Genomic DNA, 26,933 nt, shown 5'->3' with positions numbered 1-26,933 from the left:
GCGTGCGCTTCAACCTGCGTCCTGCGTGTCCAGCTCCGCCTCGCGCTCGCGTTCCGCACCCACGGCGCGTTGCGGTTTCGTCCGCCGCTGCGTGGCTGCTTTAAGCTTAGTCGCCGGCACCACGGGATGCACGGTTACATTGCGCTGCGAACCGCCGCGCAGCCAACGGCGGCCTTGCGGTCCATACACGCCATCCGGCTCCGGAAAGCTCTGCAGCAACGCTATATACAGCGCGGCTGCCAGCGTCAGCGAAACCGGCATGCTGATGTCGAGACCACCGGCGAGCTGGCCGAGCGGACCGACGAACTGATCCGGCAGATTCACGAAGCACAGGCTGATCGCCGCGCTCGGAATCCATGCGCCCATCGCGCGCCAGTTCCAGCCGTGCGTGAACCAGTAGTGACCGCCACGGCCGCCGCGATTGAACACCTGCAAGTCGTCGGACAGATAGAAACCGCGCCGCGTGACGAAGCCGATGATCATGATCACCATCCACGGGCAACTGCAGACGTTGATCAGCACCGAGAACGTCGACACGCTTTCGACCAGATTGAAGGCGAAGCGGCCGAGAAAAATGAAGCCGATGGCGAGGCTGCCGATCAGCAACGTGGCGCGCACGCGGTTCAGGAACTTCGGAAACATGCTCGACATGTCGAGGCCGGTGCCATACAGCGCGGTCGTGCCCGTCGACATGCCGCCGATGATCGCAATCAGACACACCGGCAGGAAGAACCAGTTCGGCGAGATCGCCAGCAGACCGCCCACATAGTTATTCGACGCGATGAAATCCGGCGCCTTGCTGGCGATGATCGTCGCCGTGGCGAGGCCGAAGAAGAACGGCACGAACGTGGCCAGTTGCGCAAGCATTACCGCGAGGATCGTGCGCTTTCTCGGCGTGTTCTCCGGAATATAGCGGGCCCAATCGCCGAGCGTGCAGGCGAACGATACGGGATTGCTCATCGCAACCAGCACGGCGCTTACGAAGGCGGGCCAGAAACCCACCGAGCCGAGCGCGACCTTGCCGGCGTAGGCGCCATCGAACGACTTGGTGAACGCGAACAGGCCGACGACGAACAGAATGCTCGCCGCCCACACCGCGATCTTGTTGACCCACAGCATGAAGCGGAAACCATACACGCACACGGTCAGCACCAGCACCGCGAACAGACCATATGCGAAGCTCAGCGTCATCCAGTTGACCGGCAAACCGAGCAGATGATTCGCGCCGCCCACGAGCGCATCGCCCGAACTCCACACCGCCAGCGAGAAAAACGCGACCGCGGTCAGCACCGCCAGAAACGAGCCGACGATCCGCCCATGAATGCCGAAATGCGCGCCCGACGAGACCGGGTCGCTGGTGCCGTTACGCGGACCGAACAGGCTCATCGGCGCAAGAATGCACGAGCCGATCAGCACGCCGAGCACGATCGACCAGACACCCGCCTTGAACGACAAACCGAGCAGCACCGGAAAACTGCCGAGCACGGAGGTCGAAAAGGTATTGCAACCGCCGAACAGCAAGCGGAACAGATCGATCGGCCGCGCATAACGCGAGCGATCCGGAATGCGTTCGAAACCGAATGTTTCGACTTGAGTGATGCTGTTGCTGCTCATTGTCTCCGACTCCTGTAACGGCCAGGTCAATCACAATGGCTCGCCACGGGGATGCGGCGTCCACTTTTCTCAGATGTCTGGACGCCACTGTAAAGACAATCGGCGCGGGCAAAAATATCGTCCGCCCAACCTTTACTTCGATCGCTGGCGATGTAACCCGCAAGCACCGCCCGGCAAGGCTCTGCGGGCATCCAGAAAGGCCGCTTAGGGACTTCCCGCAGGCTTCGCGCAGCGCAAACGTCGAAGCGAATAGCGAGAATCCGCACGCGTTATGTCGCGTCCGCGCCGCCCGCCTGGCGCGTCTGGCGGCGTTTTTTTGCGGCAGCGACAGTCGGCACCGGCACCGGCACCGCGCCCGACATGCCGTGCTCGATCAAAAAATCGCGGAACAGCCCGGCCACATGCGGCAGACGTTTATCCGACACATGCATCACATACCAGTCGCGCTCGATCGGGTTGGCGGGCATCGGCAACAGCGCGAGCAAACCCGCCTGAAACTCCAGCGAACAGGCGTGCAGCGACAGGAACGCGATGCCCAATCCCGCCTCGACCAACTGCTTGATCGCCTCGTTGCTCGACAACTCGGAGCCGATATGAAGCTTGAGGCCCGCGAGCCGAAACAGATTCTCGACCGTCGAACGCGTGCCCGAACCGCGTTCCCGCACGAACAGATTCGCGCTTTGCAGATCGTCGAGCGACAAACGCTTTTTCTTCATCAGCGCATGCGCGGGCGAGGCGACGAACGCCATCGGATGCTTGGCGAACGCGGTCGCCGCCGTGCGCAATTCGCGCGGCGCGCTGCCCATCACCGCGAGATCGATCTCGTGCGTCGCCAGCATGCGGATGATGTCCGCGCGATTGCCGACCTTGAACTGCACCTTCACTTGCGGACGCAATTCGGTGAAACGCACCAGAAACGGCGGGATCAGATACTCGGCCGTGGTGATCGCGCCGATGCGCAGCGTGCCGCCCTGCTCGCCGTGCAACGCGGCCAGATCGTCCGCCGCGCCGTTCCACAGGTCGAGGATTTCCAGCGCATAACGGGCGAGGATCTCACCGGCCGCGGTCAACTGCACACCACGGCCCACGCGCTGCAGGAGCGGCGCACCCGCGGCCTCTTCGAGCAGCCGCACCTGTAGCGACACGGCCGGCTGCGTGAGCCGCAATTCCTCGGCCGCACGCGACACGCTGCCGAGCTTCGCAATCGTATGCAAGGCCTTTAACTGACGAAACGTCGCAGCTTTTAACATAAGTGAAAACCTATATGTTCCGTATAAACATTAAATTGTGCTGCGGTTTTCGCCGATTCTATACTGGCCTGACAGATGAGCCGGGGAATGTCTGGAATCGCGCTCCGCGCGGCGCCAGCACCGGCCCGGCACGAATAACGTCAGGAGGACAGAGATCATGGCCGCAATCGATCAACAGGCAAGCGCAACAACGCAGCGGGCGCACCACGCGCAATCCGCGCAACGCATGGACAATTCGGCGGCGCATCGGGTCGTGATCGTCGGCGGCGGTGTGGGTGGACTCGGGCTCGCCACGCGCCTGTCCGAATCGCTCGGGCGTGCCGGCCTCGCGCAGATAGTGCTGGTCGACCGCTGGCCCACGCACTTCTGGAAGCCCCTGCTGCACGAAGCCGCTTCAGGTCAACTCGATCCCGCGACCCATCAACTGCAATATGCGGTGCAGGCGCAACGGCACGGCTTCGAATTCGAACAGGGTGAACTCACTGCGCTCGATCGCGCCGAGCGGCATATCACGCTGAGCGCGTTACACGATGCAGACGGCCGCGAAATTCTGCCGGCACGGCAAATCGCTTTCGATACGCTGGTGCTGGCCATGGGCAGCGTCACACAGTATTTCGGCGTGCCCGGCGCCGCGGAGCATGCGTTGCCGCTCGAATCGGTCGCACATGCGGAAGCATTCCGCCGCAAGTTGCTCGATGCCTGTCTGCGCGCGAACCATGCGCGCCGGGCGCAGACCGCGCATGCGGATACGCCGGTGTCGATCAACATCATCGGTGCCGGCGCGACGGGTGTCGAACTCGCCGCCGCATTGCGCGACACGGTGCGTTTGCTGAATCGCTACAGTCCGTTTTCACTCGATCCGGTGCGCGACTTCCGCATCCGTTTGATCGAAAGTAGCGGACGTGTGCTGCCTGCTTTGTCCGAAACGATTTCAGCGCGCGCACAGCGGATGCTCGCCAGTCTCGGCGTGGAAGTGTTAAGTGCCACGCGTGTCACCGAAGTGCGCGCCGATGCCGTGCTGACCGACGGCGGCGCCCCGCTCGCCAGCGACATCGCGATCTGGACAGCGGGCATCTCGGGGCCACCGGTATTGCGCACGCTGGACGGCATCGCGGTGAATCGCAACGCGCAGATCCAGGTGAATCGCACGTTGCAATGCACGAACGATCCGAATATCTTCGGCCTTGGCGACTGCGCGGCCTGCCCCGCCGACGACGCCGGCGCGTTCCTCGCCCCGCGCGCGCAGGTCGCGCATCAACAGGCGCTGTTTCTCGCGCGCGCATTGAAGTGCCAGATTGCAGGTGAAGCGTTACCCGAGTTCGTGTACCGCGACGCCGGCACGTTGGTCGGCTTCGGGCGTGAAGGCACCATAGGCAGCCTCAGCAACAGCTTGCTGACGCAGCCGGTATTTGTCGATGGCTGGCTCGCCACTGCGGTCTACAAGCTCATCTATCGGCGGCACGTCATGACGCTGACCGGTTTCGCGCGCATGGCGCTCGATACGGCGAGCCACTGGTTGCGCAGACGCGTGCATCCGGTGATCCGTTTGCACTAGAGAAAAATTTGCTGCTCACGCGCCGATAGATGCGATCGGTTCGGCAAGTGAGCGGCTTGCCACCTACTTCAACCTAGCGCATCTGGAACGCGTCCGCCACGGAACGCGCGCCGTCCGGCAACGGACACGGCTGCGGATACTGGCTGTCCGACACGTCCATGCAACCCGACGCGCGCGCGACGGCCAGTTCACGCTTCACCTCCTCGCGGGTCTTTCCTTGCGGCGCCTGCCGCGCCTTCCGCACCGCACGCTCTTCTCCACCCTGCACCTGTTGCGGCTTTCGCTGCACCTGCTCCTGAGCCTCGTAAGCCACACGCGGCCCCGTGGCTGGGTCAAGCGACGAAACACCGTCGCTCGCCACCGACACACTCATCCACGCAAAGCCCAGCACGACTCCCGCAAACCACTTCGCATTCCGCACGATCTATTCTCCGATTCCGTTTGATTGAGCCCCCATGCTAGATCGAAGCGGCTCCCTGAACATGAGCGTGCCATGACGATCCTGTCATGCGTGCGACGCACCGCAATAAAACATGCACGCAAAATATATGACGGAATTGTCATGTTGCGTTCATGTTCGCATCGATCAGGTATCCGTACGATGGACCCGTTCTATCTTCAAATTGAACCGTATGCGGCACTTTCAACGAATGCGAAGCCTGACGATGCGCATCACCCATTTCAGTGCAAGCGTCCCGGCACGCTGGGAACGGCTCCGCATCGATCATCCGGTCTCTCTGGGAGCCGCGCTGCTCGTCATTGCACTCAGTTCGCTGGCGTTCTGGTGGATTCAGCCTGACGGGCTGTTCGACGGCGGCGAACCAGCCTGCCCCTCCGTATATGCAAAGTCAACTGGCCAGGACGAGGCGTTATTCACGCGAGGCCTGCTCTCGCTCGAGGTGTATTCCGCGATGACTCGCACCATGCCGCGGACTTCCAGTTCGCTGCCTGCAGTCGATCACGGGCTCGATGCAGCCAATGCCTCCACGTCATGCGCGCCCAATGCACGCATCGGCCGCTGACTCGCGGCACTGAGAGAAAATCATGCGTATCCTGATCGTCGAGGACGAAATCAAAACCGGCACGTATCTTCGCAAAGGTTTGACCGAAGCGGGCTTTATCGTCGACTGGGTGGAAGACGGCGTGACCGGCCAGCACCGCGCGTTGACGGAGGACTACGACCTGATCGTCCTCGACGTCATGCTGCCCGGCCAGGACGGCTGGACGGTGCTGAAAAACCTGCGCCGCACCCATTCGACTTCGGTCCTGCTGCTCACCGCGCGCGACGAGGTGGACGACAAAGTGCGCGGCCTCAACATGGGTGGCGACGACTATCTCGTCAAGCCGTTCGACTTCGCCGAACTGCTGGCCCGTGTGCGCTCGATTCTGCGACGTGGGCAAACGCGCGACGCCGCTTCCCTGCAGGTAGCGAATCTGGTGCTCGACCTGACGCGCCGCAAGGCCACGCGCCACGGCGACATGATCCTGCTCACGGCCAAGGAATTCGCGTTGTTATGGCTGCTGATGCGTCGTCAGGGTGAAATTCTGCCGCGTTCGACGATTGCGTCCCAGGTGTGGGACATGAACTTCGACAGCGACACGAACGTGGTCGACGCCGCGATCCGCCGCCTGCGCGCGAAGGTCGACGACAATTACGAGCCCAAGCTGATTCACACCGTGCGCGGCATGGGCTACGTATTGGAAGAGCGCGGCCCATCGCAGTCATGATCCGACGTCTACTCGCGGCGCTGCGCCTGCGCGCGTCAACGCTGCGCTTCAGGCCGCCCGCGCTGCTCATGCCGCGCACCTTGCGTGCGAGGCTGTCGATACTCTTCGCCCTTTCGACTTCGCTGCTACTCATATTCAATGGCGTATTGCTGTATCACGGACTGAAAACGCGCATCGAAGCCGCGTCGGCGCGCGAGATGACCACCACGCTCGCCGCGCTGCAATTGCGCCTGCACACCATGCCCGGCATCCAGGCGGTCAGCGCGGGTCGTGAGACGTGGCACAACCAGCTATACGGACATCAGAACCTGGATATCGCGCTGTTCGATTCGCGCAGCGCACCGCTCATTCGCACCAACGGCTACTGGCCGAATGCGGAGACCATGACCGTGCCCGCTGGCCTCGCACCCGTGCGCGTGTCGATCGAGAAACTGCCGCTGCGCTTTCTGGTGGCAATGGCGCTGCTCGGCGACCCATCCGGCACACAAGTGCGCGTGGTCGTGCAATACGACGCGAGCGGCGAACGTGCGTTACTGCGCGCCTACGCACTCAACGTGCTGGTCGTCATCGTGACGGGGACGCTGGTGAATGCGCTGCTTGCGTGGTCGATCGCCCGTTTCGGACTGCGGCCGCTGGCTCGTTTGACGGCGCGCGCCGAGCAGATCTCCAGCAGCCATCTTGCGGAACCATTGCCCGAGCGCGACATGCCTGGCGAACTGAAGGAGCTGAGCCGTGCCTTCAACCGCATGCTGGCGCGCCTGCATGAATCGTTCACGCGTCTCACGCAATTTTCATCCGACCTTGCGCATGACATGCGGACTCCCCTCACGAATCTGCTGGCTGAAGCGCAAGTGGCACTCTCGCAACCGCGTTCCGCCGACGAGTACCGCGGCGTGATCGAATCGAGCGTGGACGAATTCCAGCGCCTCGCGCGTCTTATCGACAGCATGCTGTTTCTCGCGCGCGCGGACAGCATTCGCCACCGCTTGACGCTGCAATGTGTAGACGGGCGCAGCGAGGCGCTGCGCATTGCCGGCTACTACGAAATCATGGCGGCGGATGCCGGCGTCGAAATCGTCGTATTGGGCAATGCGCGTTTCGAAGGCGATGTGCTGATGGTGCAGCGGGCGCTCAGCAACCTGATTTCGAACGCGTTGACCCACGCGCCGCGCGGCAGCACCGTCGACGTGCAGTGCGCGGAACGCAGGCGCTATGCGCACGTCTCGGTGTCGGACACCGGCGCCGGCATCGCGCGACCGCATCTGGAGCGCATCTTCGACCGTTTTTACCGGGTCGATCCATCGACGCACAACTCGGCAAGCGGCACGGGCCTCGGACTTGCCATCGTCAAGTCGATCATGGACGAACATCACGGCGAATGCAGCGTGGAAAGCGTGCCGCACGTGCGCACCACGTTCAGCTTGCGCTTCCCGAAGCATCCGCCGATCAGTTGAGCGAAGCACACGCCCGCACGATGACAAAACTATCATGCGGCGATCACCACGGTCTCATCCCCTGCTATGCACAATGTCCCTGTCTGATCAACATTGATCAGACATCCCAATCAACTTGCAGAGGACTCGATGAAACACTACGCAACTGCCCTGATTCTGAGCACACTCGCCACCACCGCCGTAGCGAACGACAACAACAGCATTCCCACCTTCACCTCGCAACCGCAAGGCGCCCTCGCGGGCCAGCCGCAACAGATGGGGAAATCCCGCGAACAGGTGCGTCAGGAGTTAATCGAGGCTCAGCGGCAAGGTCTCATTCCCAACACCGAGGCCGACTATCCACCGAGTCAACGGAGCATCGACGCGAATAAAACCCGCCATGCAGCCATGCAACGCTACTGGGCCGAGAACGACTGACACTCGTTCGGCAACAGATACAGATGCAATTCACAACGCGATCGTCGCATCAACGGAAGCTCGTTCATGACATACCCGAAACGCATGCTCGTCGAAAACCTCGCCTGGTCCGACGAAATTAACAACCGTGATCCTGCGTATTTCCGGCGCCTCGCCAGCAATCGGCAACCGAACGTACTGTGGATCGGTTGCTCCGACAGCCGCGTGCCGGAAGCGATTACGCGGGCGATGCCCGGCGAGATCTTCGTGCATCGCAATATCGCGAATCTCGTCGCCGACAACGACGACAACCTCTCGAGCGTGCTCGAATACGCGGTCACCGCACTGCAGGTGGAGCATGTGATCGTCTGCGGCCATCACTGCTGCGGCGGCGTGCAGGCGGCGCTGCGGCCACCCGTGCCCGAACTGCCGAACGTCAATCGGCGCATTGGGGGAATTCGCCGGCTGTGCGCGCTGCACACCACCGAATTGCGCGAGCTACCGAGCTTCGAGGCACGCGTGGATCGGCTCGCCGAACTCAATGTGCTGGCACAGGTTCAGGCGCTGCACGCCATGCCGCTGATTCAGCGCGCGCGGCGTCCCGTGCAGATTCACGGCTGGATTTTCTCGATGCTCGAAGGGCGTCTGAAAACATTGACCGACACGCCCTAGACCGCGAACAGCAACGCTGCCACCGAAGCCGCGATGGGCTGACTGCCGCTGCACCAACCAGTCGCAATACGTGCGAGGAGACCGACTCGTCCCAATCGCCCGCGCTGCTGCAACCGCGCACGCAAACGCCGCCGATAAGCGCGGCTTTTTTTTCGACTCCCCAGCTTCGAGGCAAGGTTTACGATGATTCCATCCACCTCTGAACAACCTGAAGTCAACAGCAGCCCCGCGTCTCGCGCGTATGCATGGCGCAGCGACCTGCTCGCGGGCATCACCGTTTTCCTGATCGCGTTGCCGCTATGCCTGGGCATCGCGCAGGCTTCCGGCGTCGCGCCATTCGCCGGCATTCTGGCCGGCGTGATCGGCGGCCTTGTGGTCGCGTTGCTGAGCGGCTCACGGCTGAGCGTGAGCGGACCCGCTGCCGGGCTCGTCGTGATTGTCGTCAATGCGCTGGCTACGCTCGGCAGCTTCTCCGCGTTTTTGAGCGCACTCGTGATCGCGGGCGCCTTGCAGATCATGCTGGGCTTTCTGCGCGCCGGACGGTTGGCGAGCTATGTGCCGGTGCCGGTGATCAACGGCATGCTCGCCTCGATCGGCATTCTGCTGATTGCCAACCAGTTGCCGCTGGCCGCGGGCATCAGTGGCGACGGCATCTCCGTGGTCACGCCGCTCCTCGCGATCGCGTCGATCGCCATACTCGTGGCGTGGGACACGCCAACGTTGCAGCGCTGGCGCCTCGTACGCGCGGCTCCCGCGCCGCTTGTGGTGGTGTTGATCGGCATCGCGGTCGCGGGATTCGCCGACTCTCTCGCACCGGGCAACGCGATCGCGTCCGTGCAACGTGTGGCGATGCCCGCGCTCGGATCATGGGATGCGTTTCGCGACGCGCTCACGTTTCCCGGCTTCGCGCACTGGCTCGCCCCCGCTGTGTGGCGCGTGGCCGTGGTGATCGCGATCGTCGCGAGTCTGGAAACCTTGCTGAGTCTCGAAGCGCTCGAACAGATCGATCCCGCGCATCACAGAGCGCCGCCCGACCGTGAACTGAAGGCGCAAGGCGTAGGCAACCTGCTCGCCGGTCTGATCGGCGCGCTGCCGCTCACCGCCGTGGTCGTGCGCAGCGCGGCCAACGTGCATGCGGGTGCCCGCAGCCGTGTTTCGTGCATGACACACGGCCTCGTGCTGCTGATCGCCACACTTACGCTGACCGGCGTGATCAATATGATTCCGCTCGCCAGCCTCGCGGCGATTCTGATCCATACCGGCTACAAACTCGCGAAGCCGCAGCTGTTCGTCGCAATGGGCCGCGCCGGACGCAGTCAGTTCGTGCCGTTCATCGGCACCATCGCCGGGGTGCTGTTGACGGATCTGCTGAGCGGTATTGCAATCGGCTTCGCGCTGAGCGTGGTACTTGTTGTCGAACGCAACCTGCATCGCGCGATGAGCTTCACGCGCGACGGCGATCACTACGTGCTGACCTTGCGCAAGAACGCGAGCTTCTTCTGCACGCCGCAACTGAAACGTTATCTCGGGCAGATTCCGCCGGGCGCGACCTTGATTCTCGACGCGACCCAGGCTGATCATATTGACTACGACGTGCGGCGCGTGATCGCCAGTTTCATGGCGGATGCGCGGACCAGCAGTGTGCGGATCGAGTACCGGCACTGGCCAGCTGCCTGATTACGCATTGCGGATGTTCAGTCCAAAAACTCGGTTGCCCGCTTACGTAACACCGCGCCGAAGTCGTCGAGCCAGTCGATCGATAAACGCCAGCTCTGCCAGTAGAGATCGACATCGATATGCTTGCCGGGCGCGATCTCCATCAGTTCGCCGCTGGCCAGATGCGGGGCGATCATGCGTTCCGGACACATGCCCCAGCCAAGGCCCGTGACGCAGGCGCGCAAAAAACCGGCGACGTGCGGAATCCAATGCAACGGCGGATCAATGTCCGCGCGCGTGATGCGGCGCATGAAGCGCTTTTGCAACTGGTCCTTGGGATTGAAGTCGACGCACGGCGTACGCCGCAAACTCTCGCGCGTGACGCCGTCGGCAAAGTGACGTGCGAGAAAGTCCGGTGAACAGACCGCCAGATAACGCATCCGCCCAAGACGCGTGGAGCGGCAACCCTGCACGGGCTCGGCTTGCGTGGTGACCGCGCCTTGCACGCTACCGTCGCGAATCCGCTGCGCAGTGTGGTCCTGATCGTCGATCACCAGATCGAGCAGCATCTCCCGCTCGACGCAAAATTGCGCGACCGCGTCGATAAACCAGGTGCCGACGCTGTCGTCGTTGACGGCCACGCGCAGCGCCGGCCACGGTTCGACCAGCGCGCCGGGCAGCGCCGGCAGGCGGCCGGTCAGCTCCGCTTCGAGCAATTGCACGCGTTCGGTGTGGCGGCACAGCAGCGCGCCCGAGGTGGTCGCGACACAGGGCTGGCCGCGCTTCACCAGCACGCTGCCCACGCGCTCTTCCAGCAGTTTGACCCGTTGCGATACCGCGGACGGTGTCACATTCAGTTCGCTGGCGGCACGGTCGAACGAACCGTGGCGCACCACGGCGGCCAGCGCATCGAGCAACGCATAGTCGAGCATTAGCGTTCCTTAATCGGCATTAAGTGAATTAGCTTCTCTTATGAGCAGCAAACCCGCAGACTAGCCTCGTTCGCTTCTCCCGTCTACTGGATCGATTATGAATTGGCTGTCTTTTTCTCACGGCGCCGCCTTGTGCGCCTCCCTGATCGTGACGATCGGCGCGCAAAACGCCTTCGTGCTGCGTCAGGGCATCATGCGCTCGCATGTCGGCAAGATCGTCGCGCTGTGCGCGTTGTCGGACTGCCTTCTGATCGGCGCGGGCGTCGGCGGCGCATCGGTATTGGTCGAGCGCTATCCTGTGTTCGTTCACGCCATGCTGTATGTCGGGCTTGCCTATCTTGCGTGGTTCGGGATCAGCGCGTTGCGCCGCGCGGTGCGGCCTGGGCATGCGGTACTGGAAGGCGGGGACGTCAGCGCGGCGCCCGTGCAGCGCGCCGTGCCGATCATTCTGATGACGCTCGCCTTCACGTGGCTCAATCCGCACGTCTATCTCGACACGTTCCTATTGATCGGCACGGCCGGCGCACGCGAACCCGAAGGCGCGCGGATCGCTTTTGCGCTGGGCGCGATGGCGGTCAGCGGGATCTGGTTTATCGGATTGGGCTACGGCGCACGGGCGCTCGCGCCGCTCTTCAAGCGGGCGACAGCATGGCGCGTGCTGGATGGGGCGATCGGCAGCATGGTGCTGCTGCTCGCGGTGACGCAGTTTCGGTGAGCGCCGCCAGCGCGGTTGCCGTCAGGTGGTGTTGCCGGAAAACAAAAACTTTAGAAAGTACGGGTGTCCGCGCCACTGCAAACCCGTACGCAGCTCACCCACCTAGATGCACCCGAGCGTGGAGGCCTTCAACGTGGCCGCGGCACGGGTAGAACATTCGAGCTTGCGAAAGACGCTTTCCACATGCGTGCGCACGGTACTGGGGCTCAGTTCAAGAATGCGGGCGACTTCCTTGTTGCTCGCCCCCAGGCTGATGTGTTTTAGCACTTCCGCTTCTCGCGGCGACAGCAACCCTGCTTTCGGATTGCGCGCACGTTCGCCGAATGCGGGACCATCGCCGAGTTCCGAGGAAACGGTTGCCTCGACCGCCTCTGTATCGAAACGCCCCGCCCGCGCCTGCTCGTTGAGCAGCGCCGCGGACTGCTCCGGCGAAAATGCCGGCCTCCAGGGGCGCGCTGAGCGCAGCGCCACCCAGGCGGCAGCAACCGCAAGCACCCGCGCTTCGCGTCCAATTGCATCGCCGGCGCTGCTGCGGAAATAGCCCGAACCATCGAGACGCTCGTACGCGAAAGAAGCGATCTCCGACTCGCGAGCCAGGCCCTCGATCTGTTTGCCCGCACGCGCGGTCCAGTAGGGCACGAGGCGAACCTTTTCCCATGCTGCCGGAGAAAGCTCGCCCGCCGTATTCCAGATGGCGTTGGGGACCGCCATGCGTCCCATGCCATGGAGCAGCCCCGCCGTGTACGTGTAGCGCCGCGCATCGTCGCTCAGGCCTAAATACGCACAGCAGGCGCCCGCCGTCTCCGCTACTCGCCGCGAATAGCCGGTCATCCACGGCAGCTTCAGGTCGATCACGTCGGCGACGACCTCCGGCGCGCTGACCAGTTGCAGCGCTTGCGTGCAGCCCGACTCGTCACGCCGCTGCGCGATCGAATCCCCGAGTTCCTCGAGCCACGCGGCCGCCCGAGCCGAGGCGAGTTGTGCCAATTCCGACGGGTATTGCCGGCCGGCCTTCTGCGCGATCAGCATCTGCGCGCGCTCGATACCGTAGACCCGGCTCAGAATCTCGAGATCCCCCGCCACGGCGACGATGAACACCGCTGCAGGTACATCGCGCCCCGGCCGATGGTCAGGGAAACCTCCGCCGTCCCAACTTTCGAAAATACGTCGAAGCGCCTCCTGAGTCGCATGAGTGAGCCCGAGCATACGAGCCACCTCGCCCGAGACCTCGCAGTGTATCTGGGCGAGCGGCGTGATCGCGGCGCCCACTTGCGCCGGCGACTCGCCGGTCCCGGTCCAGTCCGGCCGCATGGCAAGCATGGCCGCGCGGCCGCCGATGTCGTCGCCGAGCCAGTCAGAAAAACCGGCTGCGTTTGCCGTGCAGCCGGACCACCTCAGAAGGGACACTTCCTTGACGACGTCGCATTGCGCGCCGTCCAGACCGGCCTCGGCGGCGAGTCGCGCCGCCAGCCAGGCGGTGCGCGGCGAATGGTCGGTGGGCTGCCCCATGCTGAGGTCGCCAATGAACGCGAGGGCCTTGACTGCGTCCAGCACCCGGATTGCAGAAACGTCATGCATAGCTTTCGACCTTGTTGTCAGTACTCGCGCGTCCAGCCGGACTGTGTCGGCTCGGTCATTCGACCGATACAGGAAATCGGCCGATCGGCGCATCCTCCAATCCGCAAATTGTTTCTTACCCAACGAAATTGACGAAGAGGATGAACATTATGAATACCTTGCTGAAAAAGTGCCTGGCTGCCACGTTGATGCTGGGAGGCTTGCTGTCGCTGGCCGCTGTCACGCCGGCAAGCGCCGCCGCGCCGAACGGCGATCTGAAAGGCAAAAACGTCGTCCTGGTGCACGGAGCGTTCGCCGACGGCTCGAGCTGGAACAAGGTGATTCCGCTGCTGGAAGCAAAAGGTCTGCACGTGGTGGCGGTGCAAAACTCCCTCAAATCACTCGACGACGATGCAGCGGCGACGCAACGCGTCATTGAACAACAGAACGGGCCCGTCATTCTGGTGGGCCACTCGTGGGCCGGTGCGGTGATCTCTCAGGCAGGCAACGACGACAAGGTCAAGGCCCTCGTCTATGTCGCGGCGTTTGCCCCGGATAGCGGTCAGTCGATCAACGACATCCTCAAAGGCAAGCCCGCGCCTTCATGGGCGACGGAGTTGCAGAAGGATTCCGCCGGCTATCTGACGCTGTCGACAAACGGGATCATCAAAGACTTCGCGCAGGACCTCCCGCCGGCGCAGGCCCGGATCGTGGCGGCCACACAAGGCCCCTGGTTTGCCGGTTGCTCGGACGACAAGGTGGCGAGCGCAGCGTGGCACAGCAAGCCGTCGTGGTACGTGCTGACGGAGAAGGACCGCATGATCCCCGCGCCCTTGCAGGCCGCGATGGCGCAACAGATCGGCGCCACGCTGGTCAAGGTCAATGCGAGCCACGTTGCGATGCTGTCGCAGCCGACTGAAGTTGCCGCGGCTATTATCACGGCCGCTCGTGCGGCGAAGTGAAGACTCCGGCTCACGAGCGGTTCGGGGATCTCAACGCTCATGCAGCCGCTCCACGCCTGCTTAAGCGTCTCTTAATCGAAGCAGTCGCAGCATCTTGACTTGAGGGTGCGTCGTGCGTTTGGGACGTTGTCTCAGTGACCGTCAGACGCAGCCCTCACCTTCTCTCAGGTTCTGGAAGCCTCGGAAAACCAGGACCATTCAAGCCGGCTATCGCCGGCTTTTTTTGCCGGTCACCCGTGGCTATCGATCCAGGCACGCGCCCACTCGAGGCCTGCGCGTTGCGCTTCTTCCTCAGTATCGAAGTGGGCGAGAATGCCCGACGCTTCAATCAGCTTGCCGGCGAGCGTAATAGTCCCGCTAGCGGCGTAGCGCTCGGGCTGCAAGATGTCCTCCTGCTGCAAGATGGCGTGACCCCAGACGGTGTAGCCGTGATAGGTCTGGGACTCCATCAGCGCGTCACCTCAGCCGTCATGCCGCGCGAATCCACCCGCAACACATTGCCCTCGGGCGTGATCTGCCGCGGAATCTCCGACATGTCCGGCGCATGAACAGGCACGTTTTCCCGCCGGTCCGTTTTCGCGACGAGCCTGGCAACTGGCGCCGATGCAGGCCGCGCGCGGGCTTTCACGGCATGAGGAACGATGTGCCGACCACCGGCAGGTCGATGGGCAACGACCGCGCGATGCGGCATGCTTGCTCGTGCTTCCGGCGGGTTCCAGACTTCGACGTAGTGTGCGCCGGCCATGGCCGTCGAAGCCACCGCGAACAGCAGAGCGCCCAAGCCCAAAAATCGAAACATGTCCTCTCCCTATGCGCCATCGATCACGCCGCCACAATCACGCCGGCGCAACGAAATCCCATGCCGGATACTGTACATCCATACAGGTCTTTGCGCAATCCAATGATCGTCGCACCGAACAGCTTGCGCTCGGGTCATGACGCCAAGGAGTAAGGAAGAGGAGAATGCGGTCGCCCTGCGGTTCGTGAACGATGATCAAAGCTCTGAGCAAGCTTTGGCAGGCAACCATTCAACAGCAAAGCCGACGGGGAGCCGCCGCCGCCGACCGCCCCGCCGCTAACCCTTCACTCCACCGTAACCGACTTCGCCAGGTTCCTCGGTTTATCGACATCCGTCCCACGCGCGCACGCCGTGTGGTAAGCGAGCAATTGCAACGGCACCACATGCAAAAGCGGCGACAACGGCCCATAGTGCTCCGGCATTCTGATCACGTGAATCCCCGGCTCACTGCCAATCCGCGTGTCCGCATCCGCAAACACATAAAGCTCGCCGCCGCGCGCCTTCACTTCCTGGAGATTCGACTTCAGCTTCTCGAGCAGCGCATCGTTCGGCGCGATCGTCACGACCGGCATCGCATCGGTGACGAGCGCCAGCGGGCCGTGTTTCAACTCACCGGCGGGATAAGCCTCCGCGTGAATATAGGAAATCTCCTTGAGCTTGAGCGCGCCTTCGAGTGCGATCGGATAGTGCGAACCGCGTCCGAGGAACAGCGCGCTTTCCTTGCCCGAGAACTTCTCCGACCACGCGATGATCTGCGGCTCCAGCGCCAACACGGCGTTCAGCGCGGCCGGCAGATGGCGCAACTGGCGCACATAGTCGGCTTCCTGTTCCGGGCTCACCGTGCCGCGGATTTTGCCCAGCGTCGCGGCAAGCACGAACAGTCCGACCAGTTGCGTGGTGAACGCCTTGGTCGACGCCACGCCGATTTCGCGGCCCGCATGCGTATGAAACGACAGCGACGTCAGCCGCACCATCGCGCTCGTCGCCACGTTGCAGACCGACAGCGTGTGCTGATGCCCGAGCGACTGCGCATGCTTCAACGCAGCAAGCGTGTCGGCCGTTTCGCCGGACTGGGAAATCACGACCACCAGCGCCTTCGGATTCGGCACCGAATCGCGATAGCGGTATTCGCTGGCAATTTCGACCTGAGTGGGAATCTTCGCGATCGATTCGAGCCAGTATTTGGCCGTCAATCCCGAGTAATAGCTGGTGCCGCACGCGAGAATCAACAGACTGTCGATATCCGCAAACACGGCGGCAGCCGCTTCACCGAACAGCGACGCGTCGAGCGACTCGCCTTGCGGCACCGTGTCGGCGATCGCACGCGGCTGCTCGAAGATTTCCTTCTGCATGAAATGCCGGTACGGGCCGAGTTCCACGCCGCCGCCATACGCGGCCACCGTGCGCACGTCGCGCTCTACGTCGGCGCCGTCGCGGCTCACGACCCGCACGCGCTCGAGCGTCAGCTCGCACACATCGCCCTCTTCCAGGAAGATGAAGCGTTCGGTCTCGCCGGCCAACGCCAGCGCATCCGACGCGAGGAAATTCTCGCCCTCGCCGATGCCGACGACGAGCGGCGAACCTTGCCGCGCGCCCACCACCAGATGCGGATGCGCCTTGTGCTCGACCGCGATCGCGTACGCGCCGTCCAGTTGCTTCACGGCTTCGCGAACCGCCTCGAACAGATCGCCGCGGTACAGGCTATGCACGAGATGCGCGACCACTTCGGTGTCGGTTTGCGAAACGAACACGTAGCCCTTTGCGCGCAGCATCTCGCGCAACGGCTCGTAGTTTTCGATGATGCCGTTATGCACCAACGCCAACTCGTCCTTCGAGAAAATCGGATGCGCGTTGTCCGTGACCGGCGCGCCGTGCGTCGCCCAACGCGTGTGCGCGACGCCCGTGCCGCCTTCGAGATGCGTCTCGCGTGCCTGCGCGTCGAGGTCCGCGACGCGCGCCGTGCTGCGCGCGCGGCGCGGGCCGGCTTCGGCCAGCACGGCGACACCGCACGAGTCGTAACCGCGATATTCCAGACGCCGCAGTCCTTCGATCAGAACCGGGACGATGTTACGTTGCGCTACCGCGCCGACAATGCCACACATAAATTTGCTTTCCCACGTGATGTTGTATCGGATGAGGCGAGCCGCCCCGAATCGAGTCGAGCTTCAGGCGTAACCGGCGGGATTGGTCGATTGCCAGCGCCAATGGTCGGCGCACATGCGTTCGATGCCGTATTGCGCGCGCCAGCCGAGCAGCTTGTCCGCCGCGGCCGGATCGGCGAAACAGGACGCGACGTCGCCCGGACGGCGCGCGACGATTTCATAAGGCACCGGCTTGCCCGACGCCTTTTCGAACGAGCGCACCACGTCCAGCACGCTATAGCCCTGCCCCGTGCCGAGATTCACGACGAAGCTCGCATCGCGCTCGACCAGCGCGTCGAGCGCGGCAAGGTGTCCGCGCGCGAGATCCACCACGTGGATGTAGTCACGCACGCCGGTGCCATCCGGCGTGTCGTAGTCGCCACCGAACACGCGCAGCTTCTCCAGCTTGCCGACGGCGACTTGCGCGACATACGGCATCAGGTTGTTCGGCACGCCGCCCGGGTCTTCGCCAATCAGACCGCTCTCGTGCGCGCCGACCGGATTGAAATAACGCAGCGTGGCGATGCGCCAGGACGGATCGGATACTTCCAGATCGCGCAGGATCTGTTCGGCGATCAGCTTCGTTTGTCCATACGGATTGGTGGCGGACAGCGGAAACGATTCGTCGATCGGCGAGGTCTTCGGCACACCGTACACCGTGGCCGACGAACTGAACACCAACTGCTTCACATCGCGCGCGCGCATGACCGAGAGCAGCGTGAGCAGACTGCCGAGATTGTTGTCGTAGTACTCGATCGGCTTCGAGACCGATTCGCCGACCGCTTTGAGCGCCGCGAAGTGAATCGCGCCAGTCACCGCGTGCGTGTCGAAAATGCGTTGCAACGCCGCTTCATCGCGCGAATCCGTTTCGTAGAACGCCACGCGCTTGCCCGTGATCTGCTCGACGCGTTTGAGCGACTCACGGTTGCTGTTCACCAGGTTGTCGACCACGACCACGTCGTAGCCGCCATTCAGCAATTCGACACAGGTATGCGAGCCGATAAAGCCCGCGCCACCGGTTACCAGAATCGTGCCTTTCAAGTCCATGCGAAATTCCCTTTTATAGTTATTCAATTCGAGTGTCACGGCCGCTCATTGCCGGTCCCGGCCGCGCCCACGCCGACGGTCGCGAGTCCGCCGTCGGTGACGTAGGGCACGAAGCCGGCTTGCGTAATCCGTGCCGCGGTGGCGGTTGCGCACGTGTCGTCGGCGGGCGGGCAATAGTCGATGGACAGCACCGGCAGCTTGTATCGATCGCGGATGGTCGCCGCCTGCATCAGCAGCCAGTCGCGATCGGCCTGCGGCACTTCCGTATAACGCTGCTTGCCGGCATCCCAACCGCGGTACAGCGATTCGAACGCCACCATGTAGGCGAGATCATGGATCTGCGGCAATACCTCGAACCCGCGGTTGAAGATCAGCTTCGCCTTCGGATAACGCTTCTTGATCGCGCGGATGACGCGCACCAGTCCAGCTTCCTGCGCGGCTCGCGCGGCATCGGTTTTGGCGATCAGATGGTAGGAGTCGAGCGTGTCGAGGAAAAAGCCCCGATAGCCTTTTTTCCATAACGGCGAGATCACCTTGTCGACGAAAAACGCCGGCCATTCGGCGGCCGTCTGATCGATCACGTGCGAGGCCCACGCTTCGTTGACGCCCGGCAGCCACGCGGACGGCATGGCGCTGTAATACGCGCGATGCGGGTTCACCTCGCCGACGCTCACATACGCGAACCACGCCGGATGCGCCTTCGCGTGAGCGCGCGGATCAAAGTGCGCGTCGGGGTCGACCACCACGACATCGAATGCGGCCAGTTCTTCGACGGGAGGATTCGCGCCGTAATACAGCGCCACCGACGGTCCCGCCGGCGCGTCCGCTGCGCTCTGCGCGTGCGCCACCGAAGCCAGCGCGCCGAGCGCGGCCATGCGCGCGAACCGGCTGACACGACGCAGCAGCGCGCGCAAGGTGAAACGTCGGTCGTGATCGTGCTCGTGCTCGGACAAAGCCGGTTCCTCTTTCATGTTGTTCGGGCAACGTCGCCCGTTTCTGGCTGTCGCTTCTAACTACCCACAGGCAGGAACGACCACCAGCAGATACTATCAAGCGACACAGTCGAGATCGAAGGACTGAAGCCCGTTTGCTGCGCCGCCGTCCACGCGGTTTGCGCGGTCGAAGTCGCCGTGCATGACGACGTATAGTCGAGCGATCCCACGAAGAAAGCGCTGCGACCGAGATTCTGCTCGGTGCTTTGCCATGACTTCAACAACTGCACGACTGACGTGCTCGTCGACGGCAAGAACACCTGTTCCGCGATTACGCCGTCGATCAGCCACGGAAACGATACACCGCCCGTCGTCCCGCCGATGGCCTGCACGGGCGCCGCATTCGGCACCATCGCCAGATCCGGATAGCGGTCGCGCAGTCGCTTGACGAGATCGAGGCCACCTTGCGCGCAGGCTGCATCGCATGGGGCCGTAGACGCATTGGCGCCGTGGCCGACAATTTCGAAGTTATCCAGCATGAATCCGTCGACACCGGTAGCCGCGAGACGCGGCGCGACGTAGTTGACGATCAGGTTCTGATAGTCGGCGTTGACGGGATTCATCCAGTATTCCTGGAAACCCGAATATCTGCTGATTTGCGCCGAGGCATTCGCGCCGCACGACACGAAGCCGGACGGGACCGTGTTCCAGTAAGTGCGCGATTTCTCGCAAGCACCGAAATTCAGGTAGCTGAGCACCTTCGCGCCATTCGCCTTCAACGCGGCGATCTGCGCGGCCGAGAAGGCGGGCGTGCCGTTGCCGGGATCCGCGTCGATCACGATCAGCTTGAACGTGGCCGCCGCGTGGGCGATGTTGATCGCGCTGCCCTGGCCGTAATAGACGGCCCAGACCGGCGACGCCGGCAAGGCGCGCGCCGTCGAGATCGTCGGCGTGGTGCTCGAGCCGGAATTGGTATTCGTCGATGAATTGCCCGAACCGGACGAGTTCGTCGAACCGGTCGAGTTGCCGGAATTACCGGCGTTACTGGAGTTCGTGGCGCTGCCGGTGGCCGAACTCGTCGACGACACCGTTGTGCCATTCGTGCCGCCCGTACCGCTGCCGCCGCCTCCGCAGGCTGCCAGCAGACTGCAGGACGCGACGATCGCGGCCGCACCGATCCAGCGTTGCGCGATGCGGCTGCCGTAATGGACGTCGGCGGCAAGGCGCGCGCGCGCGGGCCGCCGAAGCGGGCCAGGATCATACTGATGCATGGTGGAATCCGAAGTCGAACGGTGTGAGGCCAAGGGTGCCGGCGCGCCGATTCACGCTCGTCAAACGCGCCGGGATGTCGCCACTTTTAGAACGGCAGCACGAACACGATCTTGAGTCGCAAACAGCGACGCTTTGGGTTCAACCCCGCAACATATACGTTTCGTATTCCAAAGACATGAATTTGCGGTCGAGCACCTTTACGGATGCCACCACAACGACCAGCAGCGCCAGCGCAAAACCATAGCCGTAGAAATCCGGCCCGAGCCTGAGCGTGATGCCGGTGAAAAGTCCGTTCAGCACGACGAATGCACCGGTGAGCCGCAGCACCACGCGCCGCCCGTCGAGATAGAAGAACACGTTGAGCAGACCCAGCAGCAACACCTGCAGACTCGCCGACACCACGTCGACGACGAGCAGCGGCATGTACAACGGCGAAATGCCGAGCGAGCCCAGCACGCGCTCGCCGAAGGCGATGATCAGCAGCAGCACGACCGTCTGCACCTTGATGATTTCGTACAGACCGGCACGCACGCTGCCTACCATCATGTCGCGCATTTCGTTGATATGGCGCAGCGTCGCGCCGCTGCGCACCGCGTCGTAGAAGGCGTCGTAGTACTCGACGAAATCCGCTTCGATGCGCACGAGAAACGTTGCCATGCCGGGCATCACGCACACGTAGGCAATAAAAATCGGAATGTCGTAAATCACCGACGCATTCAGCGGTCCGATCACGTGCGTGCCCGTGCCCGGCGCATACCAGAACATGAACTTGTCGAGCCACACGCCGATGTTGAACAAGAGGCCGACCAGCGCGAGGCTCGGGTAGGCAAAGCGCCGCTCGAACACCTCGAACGAAACGAAACGCTCGCTGCGGTAGTTACGGTAGATCAAGCCCGACAGACCGGCGAGCAGCACGATATGCCCCGCCACGAAGCCGCCAAGCAAGCCGACCAGTCCATAGCCGTTCAACGCGAGTGCCAGGCACACCACGCACGCATAGCCCACGGCGAACACAACGAGGATCTGCCGATACTGCTTCACGCTCGACAAAAAAATCACGGCGATCCAGATGTTGCTGACCACGACGAAGCCCGTAATCATCAGCAAGCGGTAGATCAGCGGCTCCTCGCGGAACCCCACCAGCATCGCGATCACCGCGACCACGCTGGCCAGCACCGACGACACCAGCACTACGCCGTTATAGTTCGACAGCACGAGGTCGTCGCGCTTTTCGAATAGCCGGTCTGAGATGAAGCGCGTGAACGACAGCTGTAGCGGCCCGGTCAGAATCAGGCTGAGCGCGATCAGATACGTGACCGACACCTGAAACTGCACGATCGCGAAGGTCGGAATCACCGAGGTGAGACTGATCAGCCCGATGATCAGGATCCCGAAGATCGACAGGATCAGCGGACCGGAACTGATCAGGCCCGCGTAGGCATAGGCGCGCGCCACGCCGGTCAGCGTGTCGCGGCGCATGATCTTGCGTAATTCGAAGCCGATACCCGCCATCAGCGTGTCTCCTGCGATTGAACGGGCTGCGCCGGCTGCACGCGCGGCTCTGCCTTGGATTGGGTGCCGTGGTGCATCGGACAGCGCGCCGCATCGGCGGCCGTGCCGTTACGGTCACGGTCCGGCATGGCGGCGAGGCGCTCATACAGCGCGCGATAGCGGTCGATCATCTGCTTCTTGGTGTAGTAGCGGCGCACGCGCGCGAGTCCGGCCTGCTGCGCGGCCTGCCAGCGCGTTTCGTCAGCGAGCAGCGACAGCACCGCCTGGGCGAATGCCGCCGGGTCCGCGAGCTGCACCACCATGCCCGCCGAGCCGAGCGCGCGATCTTCCTCATCCACGCCTTCGATCAATTGACGGCACGAACCCACGTCCGTCGTGATAGCCGGCACGCCGGCCGCGAAACCTTCCAGCACCACCAGCGGCAGCGCCTCGCTGATCGAGGTCAGCGCGATCACGTCGATTTTCGGCATCATGTCCTCGATACGCTGGAAGCCGAGGAATTTCACGTTGCGGCTCAGCCCGAGACTCTCCACCAGCGCGCGGCATTCGAGCGCGTAAGCGGGATCTTCCTCTTCCGGTCCGATGATCCAGCCTTCGAGATCCGGCATGGTGCGCGACGCAATGAAGATCGCGCGAATGAAGGTCTTGATGTCCTTGATCGGCACCACGCGCCCGATCAGCGCCACCACTTTGTGCGAGCGCGGCTTGCGCTCGGCGACCAGCGGCGCGAGCGCGTCGACGTCGATGCCGTTCGGAATGCATTGCGTGCGCTCAGCGCGCGCGCCGTCCGTGACCTGACGCTGGCGGTTCGCCTCGTACAACGCGACGATCTCGTCCGCCGCGTCGTACGCGAGCTTGCCGATCGCTTCGAAGAAACGCACCCACAGTTCGCGGAAATAGCTGACGCGCGAGATATCGCGCTCGAACACCCCGCGGTTGTCGCGAATCCACTGGCTCTGCAGCAGGTCGATCTTGCGCTCTTTCGTATAGATGCCGTGCTCGGAGATCAGCAGCGGGCGCCCCGTGCGGTAATGCACCAGTGCGCCGAGAAAGCCGCCATATCCCGTCGATACCGTGTGGTAAACCTTCGCCGGCAACAGCTTTTCAGCGACGCGCGCGAGCTGCCACAGCGGCTTGTGCATGATGCGCACGGTCCAGAAGTAATCGGTGAACGAAGGATCGGTACAGTACTTCTGATACTGATCGACGATCGTGTCCCAAGCCGCGCGGCTCGACAGGAATTGTTCCTCGCTCAGCGCGCCGTTGGTCCCGAGCATCGGAATCACGTCGGCCATCAGCGCACTCACGTCCTGGCCGTTGCGCGGATCGCGCAGAGCGTCATGCAATTTCTGCGAGCGGGCAAAGGCCGCGGCGTCGCCATCGACGGCGCGCGGCTGGAAGTCCGCAACGGCCTGCTCGTACAGGTAGTGCGTTTCGATATGCACGACGTTGTCCGGCAGCGCATAAGCAGCACCGTTGTAGTCCTGTTCCCGGCTGCCAATGAAGACAATCGCGAAACGGGTTGCCGGGTACGAGCGGATCATTTCATTGACCCAGCTCGACACGCCGCCTCGCACGAACGGGAACGTGCCTTCGAGCAGCAGGCAGACATCGGCATCGGCGGCACGGCGGATCGGGAGTTCTTTCATCATGACCAGTACTTCACAACCGGTTTGAGTGTGGGCAACGCGGCAGCATTGCCCAGCGATGCGAGAAGCTGCTCGACACGAGCGTAGTCGCCGCGCAGGAAGTCGGCTTCAGCCAGCCACGGCACCAGCCGTTCGCGCGGGAAACCGAGTGCGAGCGCTCGCCCGATGTATTCGTGCGCGGCATTCGGCAAGCCACTCGCCAGCGAGAGACGGCCGCGAATCAGCCACAGCGCGGCGTCGCCCGGATCGGTTTCGAGCGCTGCCTGCGCGTAGCGGTCGGCCTGTTGCAGCGTATGGCGATAGACCGCGCCCTGCACCAGATTCTGGTACACGAGTTCGAAATAGAGCTCGGCGAGCATGCGGTTGAGCGCATGGCGTTCGACGTCGCTGTCGGTCGCTTCCAGCGCTTTGCTGGTCCGGAAGATCTTCTGCATGATTTCGTTTTCGGCGTGATCCAGCGTGCCGTAAGCGATCAGGCGAATGTCTTCGAGCGGGTCGGCAAGCAACTCGCGCAGCAACGTGCCCGTCGTGCGAGTGGGCATGCTCTGGATCGCCACCAGCGCGGACAGCCGGTCGGTGGGCGACACCTGGGTGTTGGCAAGACGCGCCTGCAGCCGAGCGCCGCCGCCGTGCGACACACGCGACACCAGGTACGTGACGAATTCCGGCCGCGGCACATCGGCGAGTTGATCGCTGTCCTTGTCGCCCGGAAAGAGCGCTGCCCAGAGGCAGCTAATCAGCACCACGAGGCCGCCGAACAGCGGCACGAAGGTGCAGGCGAGCCACAGGAACACGAACGACACCACGCGGGGCTCGCGATAATTCGCCGGCAACCACGCGCGGAACGCGACCGCTTCGGCGAGTCCCGCCACCGCTTGCAGCGCGAGAAAGCGCAGCAAAGGATCGATCGTGCCGGCCGGTTGCAGCAGGCTCGCGATCGCCAGATACTGCACGATCACGGCCACCACGGCCGCGAGCGCGCTGACGATGAGTGAAAGGGTCTTAGACATCGAGGCCGCTTCGTTTGAGAAGACGCATCAGCGCCGCGCCCGGCTCGTCGCCCTCGAGGTGAAGCGTGTGAACGCCGACGCGCGCGTGTTCGAGGTCGGTGTTGAACTGGGCCGTCAGGCTGGCTTCGATCCGCGCCAGATAACCGTCGATACCGGTCGTGTCGGTGGCCGGCATCAGATTCACCAGCACCGACTGCTTCGCGGTCTGCACCGGCCACATCACGTCCAGCGAACGACGGCGGCGCATGACGTGCTCGAACAGCGAGTCGCCCTCTTCATCGCGCGGAAACGCCAGTGCGACGAGCGACGACGCCACGCCCGCCTTCTGCTGGAGACGCGTGAGGCGGCTCAGGTCGAGCGCGAATTCGTACGGGCAATTCGGCACGCGGTCGAGAATGCGTTGCACGAACGCGGAATGCTCGACGCCGTCCGCGTAATAGCCGAGCAACACCAGCAACAATTGCAGATTGTCGAAATTGAGCGACAGGAACGGCATGCGCTTGACGACGAGCAGCGCGCGCAATTCACCGTCCGCGGACACCAGCGGCGCGCAGACCAGGTACTGGCTGACCGGCACCACCGTGTTTTCGTTCTTCAGATGCGCGACGCTCAGCGTGTTGAGCGCATGCGTGACGAGTTCGTCGTGCATGGCGAGTTCGAACGCGTCGCCGATCTGCGCGATGGCCTGAGTGCCGAGCTTGCCGTGATGCACCGGATACAGCGCCGCGACTTCGATCTGGCAGGCCTGCGCGACGAATTCGAGCAGACCGCTCGCGCCGCCCAGCGGGTCGCTTTCCTTGCCCGCCGCCGGCACGGCGAGCGCCGTATCGGTGGCGACCGAGAGACGGCGCAATTCGGTAATCGAATCGCGCAACGTGGTCGGGCGGGACAGCAGGTCCTTTTCGAGCCGCTCGTGCGAGAGCCGCATCAGATAGTGACTGTTGGTCAACGCCACGAGACGGTCGTTCAGGTAGTCATTCAACGAGGATGCGCGCCCGGCGCGGCTGCCCCACGTATCGCCGAAATGCCCGGCGAGAATCGTCTGGATCAAACCGCCCGCGAAATATAGCGTGGGGAACGGATCGCCATGCTGATAAAAGAGCGTCCATGCACCGAGCATGAAAGCACCGCTCAGCAGACCGAGCAGGCTGCCATATCTCAACGCCACCAGCAACGGCACCAGCCACAGCCACGGAAAACCGGCGTGCAGCAGCAACGGGTCTTCAGGATGAAGCCAGCGGGCCACGGCCAGCACGACCAGCACGAGCACGACAGTTTCAACGATCGCGAACGGCCGCGCCACCGCGGGCGCCAGCAAGCGGCGCACGCGTCCGAGATTGCCGAACGGATGCGCATGGCGCGGCTTCGAGGCGCCCGGGTTGTTTTCCACGGCTGCGGTATTCACGGCCATTTCCTTTTCACATGTCGGGTTTCAGCTTGCGGCCCGCACTTCGGGCGCAAGCCGCAACCTTGGGGATATGCTTACCGGCGTCCTTATTGGCGCGCTTGCAACGGCGACAGAACCTTGCCGATCAACGAAGTCGCCACGCTCGACAGACCCGAGCGGCTCCAGCCCGTACGCGTACCCGTCGCGCTCCACACCACGGCGCCGTTCGACACGTCGATCAATTCGAAGGTCACGCCGACCACCGGCTCGCCGTCCACGCCCGTCTTGTAGCGCCATTCTTCGACGGCGCCCGACAGCACATAGCGGGCGTTCTGCGAACGCGCCCATTCCAGCGCCTTGTCGCCATCGGCGCGCTGCGTGGTGTCGAACATCGCATTGCGGCTCGAATCGGCCGGCGCGATGCGCACATCGGCGATACCGCCCGCGCGCAGCGTGTTGGCCGCGATCGACTCGGCGCTATGGCCTGCGTCCGGCGTTTCAGTGTAGTTGGCGATCGACACCACCGCCACTTTGTCGCCGCGCGAGAGCGCCGGGCCCGAGGTCTGACGCACCGTGCCGCATGCGCTCACCACCAGAGCCAGCGCGGTTGCCGCGGCACACCAGGCGCTCGTACGAACCAATCGTTTAATGCCGACCATGAAGAATGCTCCTTTGGATATGTATTCGAAATCC

At 63.3% G+C, this 26,933-nt stretch carries 25 protein-coding genes; 9 read left to right on the top strand and 16 right to left on the bottom strand.

What is annotated here, in order from left to right; genetic code table 11:
• Positions 1–9 precede the first annotated feature (9 nt).
• Complete coding sequence (locus P0D80_RS00660; protein WP_408280220.1) at positions 10–1,614, bottom strand: purine-cytosine permease family protein; 1,605 nt, start codon at positions 1,612–1,614, stop codon at positions 10–12.
• 269 nt (positions 1,615–1,883) lie between these two features.
• Positions 1,884–2,864 (bottom strand): LysR family transcriptional regulator, encoded by a 981-nt coding sequence (locus P0D80_RS00655; protein WP_408280218.1) that lies wholly within the window; start codon positions 2,862–2,864, stop codon positions 1,884–1,886.
• Positions 2,865–3,090: 226 nt separating this feature from the next.
• Between P0D80_RS00655 and P0D80_RS00650 the strand changes: the two genes are divergently transcribed.
• Positions 3,091–4,419, top strand: coding sequence for an NAD(P)/FAD-dependent oxidoreductase (locus tag P0D80_RS00650; RefSeq protein WP_408181492.1), 1,329 nt, complete (start codon positions 3,091–3,093; stop codon positions 4,417–4,419).
• A 73-nt stretch (positions 4,420–4,492) separates the two neighbouring features.
• Here P0D80_RS00650 and P0D80_RS00645 read toward each other — a convergent pair whose 3' ends face one another.
• Positions 4,493–4,840, bottom strand: a complete 348-nt coding sequence (locus tag P0D80_RS00645) for a DUF4148 domain-containing protein (RefSeq protein WP_408181478.1) — start codon at positions 4,838–4,840, stop codon at positions 4,493–4,495.
• Between the two features lie 244 nt (positions 4,841–5,084).
• Between P0D80_RS00645 and P0D80_RS00640 the strand changes: the two genes are divergently transcribed.
• From P0D80_RS00640 to P0D80_RS00615, 6 genes are all read left to right on the top strand, one after another.
• On the top strand, positions 5,085–5,441 hold the full coding sequence (locus P0D80_RS00640; RefSeq protein ID WP_408280215.1) for a hypothetical protein: 357 nt from the start codon (positions 5,085–5,087) through the stop codon (positions 5,439–5,441).
• Between the two features lie 22 nt (positions 5,442–5,463).
• Positions 5,464–6,147 carry a heavy metal response regulator transcription factor IrlR gene (gene irlR, locus P0D80_RS00635; RefSeq protein ID WP_132375094.1) on the top strand — a complete coding sequence of 228 codons (684 nt, stop codon included), beginning with the start codon at positions 5,464–5,466 and terminating at the stop codon, positions 6,145–6,147.
• Positions 6,148–6,215: 68 nt separating this feature from the next.
• Entirely contained in the window at positions 6,216–7,601 is a 1,386-nt protein-coding gene (locus P0D80_RS00630; RefSeq protein WP_408280650.1) for a heavy metal sensor histidine kinase, read from the top strand.
• Positions 7,602–7,730: 129 nt separating this feature from the next.
• Positions 7,731–8,018, top strand: a complete 288-nt coding sequence (locus tag P0D80_RS00625) for a DUF4148 domain-containing protein (protein WP_408280212.1) — start codon at positions 7,731–7,733, stop codon at positions 8,016–8,018.
• A 66-nt stretch (positions 8,019–8,084) separates the two neighbouring features.
• Positions 8,085–8,669, top strand: coding sequence for a carbonic anhydrase (locus P0D80_RS00620; protein ID WP_408280210.1), 585 nt, complete (start codon positions 8,085–8,087; stop codon positions 8,667–8,669).
• Positions 8,670–8,852: 183 nt separating this feature from the next.
• The gene (locus P0D80_RS00615) at positions 8,853–10,346 is read left to right on the top strand and encodes a SulP family inorganic anion transporter (RefSeq protein ID WP_408280207.1); all 1,494 of its coding nucleotides are present in this window, start codon (positions 8,853–8,855) and stop codon (positions 10,344–10,346) included.
• A gap of 17 nt (positions 10,347–10,363) precedes the next feature.
• Here the strand turns inward: P0D80_RS00615 and P0D80_RS00610 are convergent, their stop codons facing one another.
• Positions 10,364–11,257: a LysR family transcriptional regulator ArgP gene (locus tag P0D80_RS00610; RefSeq protein ID WP_408280204.1), complete on the bottom strand. Its 894-nt coding sequence runs from the start codon at positions 11,255–11,257 to the stop codon at positions 10,364–10,366.
• A gap of 97 nt (positions 11,258–11,354) precedes the next feature.
• Between P0D80_RS00610 and P0D80_RS00605 the strand changes: the two genes are divergently transcribed.
• Positions 11,355–11,972 (top strand): LysE/ArgO family amino acid transporter, encoded by a 618-nt coding sequence (locus tag P0D80_RS00605; RefSeq protein ID WP_132375099.1) that lies wholly within the window; start codon positions 11,355–11,357, stop codon positions 11,970–11,972.
• Positions 11,973–12,074: 102 nt separating this feature from the next.
• Here the strand turns inward: P0D80_RS00605 and P0D80_RS00600 are convergent, their stop codons facing one another.
• Entirely contained in the window at positions 12,075–13,550 is a 1,476-nt protein-coding gene (locus tag P0D80_RS00600; protein WP_408280200.1) for an HD domain-containing phosphohydrolase, read from the bottom strand.
• A gap of 149 nt (positions 13,551–13,699) precedes the next feature.
• On the opposite strand from P0D80_RS00600, the gene P0D80_RS00595 reads away from it, so the two are divergent.
• The gene (locus P0D80_RS00595; protein WP_408280197.1) at positions 13,700–14,491 is read left to right on the top strand and encodes an alpha/beta fold hydrolase; all 792 of its coding nucleotides are present in this window, start codon (positions 13,700–13,702) and stop codon (positions 14,489–14,491) included.
• Between the two features lie 230 nt (positions 14,492–14,721).
• Here the strand turns inward: P0D80_RS00595 and P0D80_RS00590 are convergent, their stop codons facing one another.
• The 11 genes from P0D80_RS00590 to P0D80_RS00540 all read right to left on the bottom strand — a co-directional run bounded on the left by P0D80_RS00590 (position 14,722) and on the right by P0D80_RS00540 (position 26,899).
• Complete coding sequence (locus tag P0D80_RS00590; RefSeq protein ID WP_132375102.1) at positions 14,722–14,940, bottom strand: DUF6566 family protein; 219 nt, start codon at positions 14,938–14,940, stop codon at positions 14,722–14,724.
• A complete protein-coding gene (locus P0D80_RS00585) occupies positions 14,940–15,290 on the bottom strand; it encodes a hypothetical protein (RefSeq protein WP_408280194.1) in 351 nt (116 codons plus the stop codon). Before P0D80_RS00585 ends, P0D80_RS00590 begins: the two co-directional genes overlap by 1 nt.
• Positions 15,291–15,574: 284 nt before the next feature.
• The gene (gene glmS / locus P0D80_RS00580; protein ID WP_408181457.1) at positions 15,575–17,392 is read right to left on the bottom strand and encodes a glutamine--fructose-6-phosphate transaminase (isomerizing); all 1,818 of its coding nucleotides are present in this window, start codon (positions 17,390–17,392) and stop codon (positions 15,575–15,577) included.
• 63 nt (positions 17,393–17,455) lie between these two features.
• A complete protein-coding gene (galE, locus tag P0D80_RS00575; protein ID WP_408181455.1) occupies positions 17,456–18,478 on the bottom strand; it encodes a UDP-glucose 4-epimerase GalE in 1,023 nt (340 codons plus the stop codon).
• Between the two features lie 35 nt (positions 18,479–18,513).
• Complete coding sequence (locus P0D80_RS00570; RefSeq protein WP_408280190.1) at positions 18,514–19,449, bottom strand: endo alpha-1,4 polygalactosaminidase; 936 nt, start codon at positions 19,447–19,449, stop codon at positions 18,514–18,516.
• Positions 19,450–19,487: 38 nt separating this feature from the next.
• Positions 19,488–20,681 (bottom strand): glycoside hydrolase family 191 protein, encoded by a 1,194-nt coding sequence (locus P0D80_RS00565; protein ID WP_408280188.1) that lies wholly within the window; start codon positions 20,679–20,681, stop codon positions 19,488–19,490.
• A gap of 139 nt (positions 20,682–20,820) precedes the next feature.
• Positions 20,821–22,194: an exopolysaccharide Pel transporter PelG gene (gene pelG / locus P0D80_RS00560; protein WP_132375106.1), complete on the bottom strand. Its 1,374-nt coding sequence runs from the start codon at positions 22,192–22,194 to the stop codon at positions 20,821–20,823.
• Positions 22,194–23,846, bottom strand: a complete 1,653-nt coding sequence (gene pelF, locus P0D80_RS00555) for a GT4 family glycosyltransferase PelF (RefSeq protein WP_408280185.1) — start codon at positions 23,844–23,846, stop codon at positions 22,194–22,196. The genes pelG and pelF overlap by 1 nt, the downstream gene beginning before the upstream one ends.
• Positions 23,843–24,853, bottom strand: a complete 1,011-nt coding sequence (locus P0D80_RS00550) for a tetratricopeptide repeat protein (protein WP_408181447.1) — start codon at positions 24,851–24,853, stop codon at positions 23,843–23,845. The genes pelF and P0D80_RS00550 overlap by 4 nt, the downstream gene beginning before the upstream one ends.
• Positions 24,846–26,258 carry a PelD GGDEF domain-containing protein gene (locus tag P0D80_RS00545; RefSeq protein WP_408181445.1) on the bottom strand — a complete coding sequence of 471 codons (1,413 nt, stop codon included), beginning with the start codon at positions 26,256–26,258 and terminating at the stop codon, positions 24,846–24,848. Before P0D80_RS00545 ends, P0D80_RS00550 begins: the two co-directional genes overlap by 8 nt.
• Positions 26,259–26,347: 89 nt before the next feature.
• The gene (locus P0D80_RS00540; protein WP_408181443.1) at positions 26,348–26,899 is read right to left on the bottom strand and encodes an LpoB-related protein; all 552 of its coding nucleotides are present in this window, start codon (positions 26,897–26,899) and stop codon (positions 26,348–26,350) included.
• Positions 26,900–26,933: the final 34 nt, after the last annotated feature.

The sequence above is a fragment of the Paraburkholderia sp. RL17-373-BIF-A genome, assembly GCF_046030175.1.
GTDB lineage: Bacteria > Pseudomonadota > Gammaproteobacteria > Burkholderiales > Burkholderiaceae > Paraburkholderia.
This window is presented reverse-complemented; position numbering and strand designations above follow the sequence as displayed.